Source organism: Sediminibacterium sp. FW305-C-269 (genome assembly GCF_058231045.1).
Genome location: NZ_JBIQXQ010000002.1, coordinates 1,053,531 through 1,065,379, shown reverse-complemented (window position 1 = coordinate 1,065,379; position 11,849 = coordinate 1,053,531). Strand labels below are relative to the sequence as shown.

Annotated in this window: 1 protein-coding gene; it reads right to left on the bottom strand. The window is 48.7% G+C overall.

What is annotated here, in order from left to right; genetic code table 11:
• A partial coding sequence (locus ACH3Y6_RS09930; protein WP_490835449.1) for a beta strand repeat-containing protein occupies window positions 1-11,849 on the bottom strand: 11,849 nt, incomplete at its 3' end.

Here is an 11,849-nt window from a genome sequence, read left to right as displayed (position 1 = left end):
GTGCCGGATACATAACTGATCGTATAGTTGGATACGGTAGATCCGGTCGCTGAAGATGCTGTAATACTGTAAGTACCTACAGCTGCTGTCGCCAGGGTTCCGGGGCTGTTCAGGGTAACCGTGCTGATGCTTTCTCCTGCCACCAATCCCGTTACACTAAAGGCACTGCTGCCCAGGTTACCTGTTACACCATAAACCTTGCTCTGGTCATTCGCCGTGATCGTTAAAGGAGCAGCGGTCACAGTTAAGGTACCGGGTACATAGTTGATGTTATAGTTTGATACTGTTGATCCGGTGGCATTCGACGCTGTAATACTGTAAGTTCCCACAGCTGCCGTAGACAAGGTACCCGGACTGCTCAATGTAACACTACTGATAGTCTCACCAGAAGCCAAACCCGTTACACTAAAGGCACTGCTGCCCAGGTTGCCTGTTACACCATAGACCTTACTCTGATCATTTGCCGTGATCGTTAATGGAGCAGCGGTCACCGTTAAAGTACCAGACACATAGTTGATACTATAGTTTGATACTGTTGATCCGGTCGCCGAAGATGCTGTAATACTGTAAGTGCCCACAGCTGCTGTAGACAAGGTGCCCGGACTGCTCAATGTAACACTGCTGATAGTCTCACCAGAAGCCAAACCCGTTACACTAAAGGCACTGCTGCCCAGGTTACCTGTTACGCCATAGACCTTACTCTGATCATTCGCCGTGATCGTTAATGGAGCAGCGGTCACCGTTAAAGTGCCAGGCACATAGTTAACCACATAGTTCGATATGGTAGCACCTGTAGCATTCGATGCGGTAATACTGTAAGTACCTACAGCTGCTGTAGACAGTGTACCCGGACTACTCAATGTAACACTACTGATGCTCTCTCCTGATACCAGTCCGGTTACACTAAACGCACTGGCATCCAGCGTTCCGGTAGTTCCATACAGTTTACTTTGATCATAAGCCGTAATGGTTATTGAAACCGTTGTTACGGTTAAAGTGGCCGGTACATAGGTAATTGTATAGTTCGAGGGAGTAAAGTTTCCTGAAGCAGCAGAAGCCGTGATACTATAGGTACCTACAGGTGCTGTTGCAACCGTTCCTGTACTACTCAAGGTAACCGTGCTGATGCTCTCTCCCGCCGCCAAACCGGTTACCGTAAAGGCACTGGTTCCCAGGTTACCCGTAACACCATATAATTTGCTCTGATCATTGGCCGTAATGGTTAAAGGAGCCGCATTGATGGTCAAAAGAGCTGAAATGCTACATCCGTTGCTGCTGGTATAGGTAATGGTAGAAGTACCGATCGACACCATGGATATTACCCCGGCATCACTGATATTGGCTACGCCGGTATTAGACGATACCCAGGGATTGGTAGCCGCTGGTGACAGATTTCCGGTTAAAGTAATCGGAGTGCCATACGCCGCCGTAAGGGTACCGGATATCACAGGCAAAGGTTTTACCTGTAACGAGAAACTATTGTTTGTAGTGAACTCCTCTTCACAACCGCTCGACTGAAGCTGGATCTCATTCACCATGAAACGTTTTCCGTTATCCGCATAAGTAACAGGGATAGTAAAGCTGGCATTTCCGGACGCATCTGATGTTACACTTACCCCTGGCTGAATACTACCTTCAATATCATAAGTGATCGTTTGGCTGGCACTAGGCACCAGACCGGTCAGCTGAATGGTAGCATTGGTTCCGGAGCAAACTGAAGTCAACTGACCCACGGTACCCAGGGTAGCTGTAGGTAATACCGTAGTAGTGACAGATGCATCGGTGAGCGCCCTACATCCTGCCAAATTAGTATAGTTAACGGTTACCCGCGGACTTCCTGCCTGTTCCCAGTTCAGGATCAGAGTTGAACTGAGTGAGCCGCCTCCGGCTATTGTCGTATGTTGTATACCTCCCAACACGCTCCAAGTATAATTACTCATACCTGCTTCGGTGGTGTAAGTCACTTGTTTGGAATCGTCACGGTCTCCATCTGCACAAATCTCTGAAATATTGGCGGTAAGGTTAATCACCGGTCTGTTATTAACCGTAACCGCAGCTGTTCCTGTTAACACTTCCGTACAAACACTATTGGCAACAGATACCAACGAAATGCTTTGCGAAGCAACGGCACCTGTTATACTGATCTGCGCTGAACCAGCCACCAGGGTCACCTGCTGGTCTGCACCGCCATTTATTTTGTAAGTAACTACCGATCCGGCAGTACCTGTTATATTGAATATTGCGTTCTCACCAGAACAAATAGAAAGGTTAGCTGCTGTTACGCTAGCGGTTGGCAGCGGTGTTACCACCACATTCTGCGAAATGGTGGAAGAACAACCTCCCCCGCTTACGGTCAGGGTAACATCGTAATTACCCGCACTGCTGTATTGATGGGTAGCATCTTTGGTAGTGATAGTGCCAGAACCATCCTTAAAGTCCCACAGGTAACTATCTGCTGCACCACTGGTGGTATTCGTGAAGATGAATGCATTGACACTCAGACATTGTTCCACCGCATTGATGGTAAAGGATGGACTCAATAACTGACCTGAAGATACTACTGTAACATCAATGGTACGAGGTATACTGGCTCCACAGGCATTATTAGCTGTTACAGTAATTGTTCCGGATCCTGCTATTGCAGAAGCTACCACATTGATCGTATGGTCGGTTGAACTACCTGTCCAACCAGCAGGCAGCTGCCAGGTCCAGGAAGTCACATCTTTCCCGTTACTCCTTTCGTCAATAACAGTGTAAGTTTCACTGGCCTGCGCGCAAACCGTGATATCGCCAACGATCACTGAAGGCTGGTCGGGAACTTTATTTACAATAACAGTGGCAGTGCTGCTTAAAGTTTCTGTACAACTATTCAGTGCTACAGATACCAGGGTGATGGTTTGCGAAGCAACTGCACCCGTAACCGTAATGGTAGAAGATCCGCCTGTTAAAGTGGTGGTAGCTGTTCCGCTGATACCTGTCAGCTGGTAGGTCACTATGGCGCCATCCGAACCGGTAATCACAAAACCTGCATTAGAACCCGAACAGATAGACGCGACTGACGCGGCTACTGTTGCAGTAGGCGTTAATTCAACGATTTTTGAAACAGCTTTTACTGGTGACCAGCAGCCATTGTCTCCTTTATATCGCAGGTATAATGTTTTGGTTCCGGTAGCAGGCCATAACAAAGTAAGTTCACGGGTATTGGCCGACACAACGCCTGTCTGTACAACATACCCCGTACTGTTAGCCGGAGCTTCCCAATCGTATGGATTCGGATAGGTAGATACCGGCATGCTATAGGTAATAGGCGTAGTAGTGCAAACTGTTTCACTCAAAGGAGATACCGTGATCAGGCTGGTAGCAGGTAATGCCAATACCTCCAGGCTCCTGCTGGCTTCACAACCGTTGATATCGGTATATGTAATGGTAACTGTACCGGCACTGATTCCGGTAACCAGACCCGCTGATACAGTGGCGATATTTACATTAGAAGATCTCCAAGGATTGGAAGTCGCTGCCGTACCACTGGCGGTAAAATCAGTAGTACTGGACAAACAGATAGACGTTACTGTGCCGGTGATTTCAGGCAAGCTATTCACCGTAACCGTCACCGCCGTTCTGGAAACCGATACACAACCCGCATCACTGGTCACATCCACATAGAAACTGGTCGTAGTCGTTAATGCTGCAGTGGTATAGGCAGCCCCGGTATATAAAAGTGTACCACCACTGGCAGCCGTATACCAGTTGTACGTAGGACTGCTTGCAGAGGAACTGGCTGTTAAAGTAGTATTTACACCAGAGCAGATCGTTAATGTGCCACTAACACCGGATATGATGGGGGTCGGATTCACGGTCACCGTTACCTGGGTTCTGGATGCAGCTACACAACCCGCATCGCTGGTTACTTCTACATAAAAACTGGTGGTACTGTTCAAAGCTGCTGTTGTATAGGCAGCACCCGTATGTAACAACGTACCGTCGCTGGCAGCTGTATACCATTTGAAAGTGGGGCTGGCAGCGCCAGAGGTCGCTGTTAATATAGTTGTCAGACCAGAACAAATAGTCAGGTTACCACTAACACCGGAAATCGTTGGTAATGGATTCACCGTAACCGTCACTTCAGTCCTGGAAGCAGCCACACAACCTGCCCCACTGGTCACATCTACATAGAAACTGGTCGTAGTCGTTAATGCTGCAGTGGTATAAGCAGCACCGGTATACAACAGTGTACCACCACTGGCAGCCGTGTACCAGTTGTAGGCAGGACTGCTTGCAGCCGAACTGGCTGTTAAAGTCGTATTGACACCAGAACAGATCGTTAAGGTTCCACTAACACCAGCTATCGTTGGCAATGGATTGACGGTCACGGTAACTGCTGTACGTGAAACCGATACACAACCTGCATCACTGGTCACATCCACATAGAAACTGGTCGTAGTCGTTAATGCAGCAGTGATATAAGCAGCTCCGGTATACAACAGTGTACCACCACTGGCAGCCGTGTACCAGTTGTACGTAGGACTGCTTGCAGAGGAACTGGCTGTTAAAGTGGTATTTACACCAGAGCAAATCGTTAATGTGCCACTAACACCGGATATCGTTGGTGTTGGATTCACAGTTACCGTCACCTGCGTTCTGGACGCAGACACGCATCCCGCTTCACTGGTCACATCCACATAAAAACTGGTGGTAGCGCTTAACGCAGCGGTCGTATACACCGCACCTGTATACAACAGTGTGCCGCCACTGGCAGCAGTATACCATTTATAAGTAGGGCTACTGGTAGCGGAATTGGCCGTTAAAGTTGTTGTAAGACCAGAGCAAATAGTTAAGTTACCACTAACACCGGAAATCGTTGGCAATGGATTCACCGTAAGTGTTAAACTAGCTGTATTCACACATCCGGTAGCAGAGATCGTACCTGTAACGGTATAAGCGGTAGTTGTTAATGGGCTGGCCTGCACCGTTGCACCGGTAGTAGCGCTAAGGCCGGTAGAAGGGCTCCAGCTGTAGGTATCGGCACCACTGGCAGTTAAACTGGCGGTACCGCCAATACAGATGGCAGTAAGATTTGCTGAAACAGTTATGGAAGGCAAGGCATTCACCGTAACGGTAACCGTACCGGTATTCACACAACCATTGATATCGGTTCCGGTAATAGTATAGGTAGTGGTATTGGTGAGCGTAGCTGACACTACAGATCCGGTAATACTGCTCAATCCGGTAGCCGGACTCCAGGAATAAGTATCCGCACCACTGGCGGTCAGTGTAACCGAACCGCCTGCACAGATGGCTGTGGCTGAAGGGACTATTGCAATAGCGGGCAGTGCATTTACGGTAACATCAACCGGAACCTGTGTGGTACAGTTATATTCATTCGTAAGTGAGTAGTAAACAGTGGCCACTCCCGCAGAAATACCGGTAACGGTAACCGTACCACCAACACCGCTCAGGGTTACATGGGGACTGCTGGTGGTCCAGGAAGTAGTTCCATTGGCAGAAGCTGAAAACAACTGGGTAGTAGATCCCACGCACACATTGCTTACCCCGGAGATAAAACCTACCACAGGCAGCGGGTTAACCATAACGGTTGCAGTGGATGATAAACTCTGGGTACAACCACCATCAGAAGACTGTATCGATATCAGGGACAGGGTTTGATTGGTGGTGGCTTCCGGAACAGTGATCTGGGCAGAACCGGCCGTGAGTACAACTGTTTCACGTAGTCCATCATTCAGCGTATACGTAACAACCGCATTCTGCGTGCCGGTAATATTGAAAACCGCATTGGAACCGGAACAAACCGAAAGATTGGCACTGCTTACCACAGCCGTAGGGGCTAATAGCACAACAAATGCAGAAGAAGTGGTACAACCATTCGCGTCTTTATAAGTGATGGTTGTGGTACCGGAGGAGGCAACAGCGGTAACCAATCCTGTACCGTTTACAGTAGCCACACTGGTATTACTTGACAACCATGTATTACTGGCAGCAGGGATACCGGAACCGGTAAGCTGCGAAGTAGCACTGGCGCCGCAAACAGACAAATAACCGCTAATCGTAGGCAGTTCGTTAACCGTAATGATGGTGCTGGCACTGGTATTCTGGCAACCATTATTATCGGTTACCCGTACAGCATAAGAAGCAGAAAGTTGGGTAGTATAGGTGGAAGCTGTAGCATCGGAGATTGGCGTTCCGGCAATGGTCCACTGATATGTATAAGAACTGGCGCCGCTTGCCGTTGCCGTAAGGGTTGCCGAACTGCCTGAACAGATATTGGTAGCACTGGAGCTCACAGAAACCGAAGGCAATGCATTCACCGTAACCCTTATGGCACAGGATGTTTGTGTAATACCATCATAGGACACCAATACACGGTAATACCCGGTAGCCACCGCCTGGTAACTGGAAGCAGTCGCATTTCCGGAAGCATTTGTAAAGTTATTCACGCCATCAGCACTTACCTGCCATTGGAAAGTAGGATTGGTAAGACCGCTGGTATTTGTCTGCAGGGTAACTGACTCACCCTGACAAACCGTAGTCTGCCCGGCTGCAGCGGCTGTTGGGAAAGTGGTGATCACAGAAGCCGGTGAAACGGTTGTACAGCCATTATTGGTGATAACCACCGTATAGGATCCGGCAGTGGATGCAGCATAGGTAGCATTTACGGCATCCGGAATATTGGTACCATCTTTTTTCCACTGGTAGGTTGGGCTTAGCGCATCTGAATTGGCCACCAGGGTCAATGTGGTAAGACCGCAATCTACGCCCAATGCCAACTGAGTACTCTGCGTAATAGAAGCGGTAGGCAGCGGCGTAATAGTTACCACTGAAGCTGCACTGGGATCGCTGGTACAGGCATCGGTGGTGGTAACCGTATAACTACCCGACTGATACACAGTATAGGTACGGCCGGTAGCACCTACAATGGCCACGCCTCCTTTATACCACTGATATTTACCAGTGCTGATAGCAGTACTGGTTAAAGTAACCCCTGTACCGGCACATACAGAACCGGTGGCAGAAGAGCTGATAACAGGTTGTGTAGGTTTGGCAGGAGGCGCATTTACGGTAACACTGGTGGCAGCGCTCACACAGCCATAACTGTTTTTTACCGTAACCGAATAAGTGCCGGGATTCACTGAAGTGAACACACCGGTTGTATTGGTGTATGTAACCCCATTGATACTGTAAGTATCGCCTGCATTACCGGAGGGGGTCACCGTGATGGTTCCTGTAGCAGCATCACAATTGGGCTGATCTACAGACACCACCGGTTTAGAAGGTGTTGGGTTTACCGTAATGGTTACTACATTGGAGTTAACTGCCAAACCTGATTTATCAGTAGCAATACGTATAAAATAAGTAGTGGTGCTTAGAGCAGCAGGTGTATACGTATTGGAAGTAGCTCCGGAAATATTGGCGTAACCGGAGGTAGCAGAACTGGTTGATTTCTGCCACTGATAAGTGATACCGGTAGATCCGGATGCATCGGCAGAAGAAGTTAAGGCAGCCGGGGTATTGCCTGAACAAATGGTCTGATCGGCGGCGATGGTGCCCGGCACCAGTGTGGAAATAGTTCCGTTGGCGGTGATCACATATTCACAATACTTGGTATTGCCATAGTCATCCTTGAAATTAAACTTCCAGTTTCCCGCGGGAGTGGCATTGTCACTTACGGAGTTTCCGTAAAAACAGATTTGTTTACTGGCCCCATTAAATCCACCAAAGAAGATCGAACCCTGGTAGAGCGTGCTTGCCTCCTGGTATACAGTACCATTCAACAATACCTGGGCAACCCCATAACTGGCTGAACCGGTTGTAAAAATAAAAACTCCCGATTTTACTTTTCCGTTTGGAATCGTGGTACCGATAACATCTCCAGAATAACATTGATCAGTTGCCTGCCCATTGTTTCGCTTGTCGAAAGTGGGACAAACGATCTGCGCCACTGCCGTAGCGGTAAAACTTACCGGGCTTCCGGTCAATCCGGCTGCACTGGCTTGTAAAGTGTTGGTTCCTGTATTGGAACCCAGTGTCCAGCTACCAACTGTAGCAATACCATTGGCATTGGTACTTGCTGTAGCACCGGTAACAGAACCTCCGCCAGCTGTTACTACAAAAGTTACCGTAACACCTGAAACAGGGTTGCCGCTCGCATCTGTTACCAGCACACTGGGCAGTATTTTAACAGGCATCAGTACCGGTATATTCTGGCCGTTGCCTGCATTATATTGGATATTGGCAGCCGAAGCAGCCGTAATGTTGAAGGCGTTACTGGTAACACCGGTAAGACCAGGTGCACTGGCTGTCAGTGTATACCCCGTACCTGCCTTATTAATCGTCACAGAACTGAAACTGGCCACACCGCTACTGGCATTCAGGGGATTGCTGCCCGCGCTGAGCGTACCGCTGTTGGGATTGTTACCAATGGCCAGTGTTATGGCATTCGAAGCGCCGGTGGCTACGTTACCATACGCGTCGAGTACTTTCACTACTGGTTGAGGCGATAGGGCCTCAAGACTTACACCATTACCCGGCTGAGTGGTAAAAGTCAGCTGCGTACCGGTTGATGGTGAAACGGTCACAGACAAACGATCCGCATCCGCTGTAATGGCACCATCGGTGGCCGTGATACTGGCGGTTTCGGCCTTAAATAATTTCATTGAAACAGAAGCTGCACCATTCACAAACGTAACAATGGTAGCCGCACCAAAAGCCTTGGGGGTTCCTGATTTGTCTGTAATGGTCGGATAGGAAACTACCGGGCCGGGACTGGCATTGGCACCGCTGAAGATCAATTCCTTATCTCCGTTATACGCAGATATATTGTTGCCACTGGCATCTTTGGCCGTGATGGTGATAGACTGTGCAGCTCCAGCTGACTGTGTACCCAACCCGGTAATCACCAGTTTGGTAGCCGGTCCGGAAGAAATATCGAAAGCAGTACTGGTGGTACTGGTTAATGAGGTGGCAGTGGCCAATAAGGTATAGCCCGTTCCTGCCTTATCCAGTTTTACCCCGCTAAAAGAGGCAATACCCCCTGACGCATTCAACGGATTGGTGGTAACACTGAGCGTACCACTCGAAGGATTATTCGAAATGGACAAGGTAACCGCATTGGTAGCACTGGTTACCAGGTTACCATATACGTCGAGAATACTTACCTGGGGCTGCGGCGACAGGTTGGTATTACTTACCCCATTGCCCGGTTGTGTAGAAAAACTCAATTTATTCGCAGAAGCCGCACTCACCGTTACAGCTAAACGATCGGATCCTGTAGTGCTGATGCTTCCATCGCTAACACTGATATTGGCTGTCTCGGCCTTATACAACCGCATGACACCATTGGTAGTACCGGATATCTGCGCCACACCGGCCACAAACGTAATACTCACCGGAGAACCAAACGCAACAGCCGTACCGTTGATATCCGTGATCGTAGGTGATGTGGCAGGACTCAATGAAGCATTGGCGCCACTGAAAGTTAAGGTCTTGGTACCCGTATAAGCCGTTGCCGTAGCATTGGTATTATCCTTCGCGGTGATGGTAATATTTTGGGTAGCGCCGGCTGTTTGTGTAGCGGTACCTGTGATCACCAGTTTGGTAGCCGCGGGGAAAACATCGAAAGCACTACTGGTGGTGCTGGTTAAGGAAGTGGCAGTGGCCAATAAGGTATACCCCGTTCCTGCCTTATCCAGTTTTACCCCGCTAAAAGAGGCAATACCCCCTGACGCATTCACCGGGTTGGTGGTAACACTGAGCGTGGCACTCGAAGGATTATTCGAAATAGCCAATGTAACTGCATTGGTAGCACTGGTTACCAGGTTACCATATACGTCGAGAATACTTACCTGGGGCTGCGTCGACAGGTTGGCGTTAGTTACCCCATTACCCGGCTGGGTGGAAAAACTCAATTTATTCGCAGAAGCCGCACTCACCGTTACAGCTAAACGATCGGATCCCGTAGCGCTGATGCTTCCATCGGTTACACTGATATTGGCTGTCTCGGCCTTATACAACCGCATAACACCATTGGTAGTACCGGATATCTGCGCCACACCGGCCACAAACGTAATACTCACCGGAGAACCAAACGCAACAGCCGTTCCATTGATATCAGTGATTGTCGGTGATGTGGCAGGACTCAAAGAAGCATTGGCGCCACTGAAGGTTAAGGTTTTGGTACCCGTATAAGCCGTTGCCGTAGCATTGTTATTATCCTTAGCGGTGATGGTAATATTTTGGGTAGCACCGGCTGTTTGTGTAGCGGTACCTGTGATCACCAGTTTGGTCGGCTCGGGAGTAATATTGAATGCACTACTGGTGGTGCTGGTTAATGAGGTGGCGGTAGCCAATAAGGTATACCCTGTTCCTGCCTTATCCAGTTTTACCCCACTGAAAGAAGCAATACCCCCTGTTGCGGTCAAGGGGTTGGCAGCAACACTGAGCGTAGCGCTCGAAGGATTATTCGAAATAGCCAATGTAACTGCGTTGGTAGCACTGGTTACCAGGTTACCATATACATCAAGAATGCTTACCTGTGGCTGTGGCGAAATATTGGCATTAGCTACCCCATTGCCCGGCTGGGTGGAAAAACTCAATTTATTAGCAGAAGCCGCACTCACCGTTACAGTTAAACGATCAGATCCCGTAGCGCTGATGCCCCCTGCATCTACTACACTGATAGAAGCAACTTCGGCCTTATACAACCGCATGACACCATTGGTAGTACCCGATACCTGCGCCACACCAGCCACAAACGTAATACTCACTGGAGAGCCAAAAGCAACAGCTGTTCCGTTGATATCGGTAATGGTCGGAGATGTGGCAGGACTCAAAGAAGCATTGGCACCACTGAACGTCAATACCTTGGTACCAGTATAAGCAGTTGCCGTGGCATTGTTATTCATTGCGGTGATGGTAATATTTTGGCTAGCGCCGGCAGTTTGCGTAGCGGTACCAGTAATCACCAACTTGGTGGCAATGATAGCCTGCTCACCAATATAAAAGTCACCAAAACTTGTTACACCAGTCACCCTGGTACTGTCAGTACCTCTGGCGCCAATTGTGGTCGAAAACCAACTGGGTGCAGAATACCCACTTACAATAAAATTATTCGTGTTAGCACCACCCATAATTTCAGCGGAAACAAACTTGAAAGTAGGTGCATACTCACTAAATCCTGTTACGCCATTATTGGTAAGTTTCCAGGATCGTTTCAGGTACAGGCTTTGACTGATATTGGATGCCGGATCCGGAGGACCAGAAGTTTGTACGGTGCTGGCATCGATATAACCTGTCGTTCCACTAAGCGTACCCGTAAATGAAATGGACACAGGTGCAAAATTTAACGAGTCTCCTATTGGATATTTAAAACCTGACAGGTTTGCTGTCACTGGCACATACCTACGCAATGTTCCGTTTACATATTTGCCGGTACCATCACCAGTTACGGCAGCGGCACTGCCCATTGCCAGGTTATAACTATTCGTTGTTTTGAGAATACCAGAAGTGAAACTAAGTTTACTATTGATCTGTTTACTGGCATTCAGGGTAACGCCATTGGCATTGTTAATGATAATACCACCTGTAGCTGTCCATGGCGAAACAAATTCAGGCCCGGTAATCTGTACTGCTGATCCCTTGTATTGCAATGAGGCACCGGAACCGTACGTTGGTGCCGCTGAAGCGGTAGCGGTACCCTCCATCGACATCAAGCTATCGACCGTTACAGAACTGATGGTTTTAGTACCACTGCCTGACAAGGTAAGATTCTTATAAGTAGTTGGATATACAGTTTGAGCAGTACCTGTATAATCTACAGTAGCGCCAGTCCCGTTCAA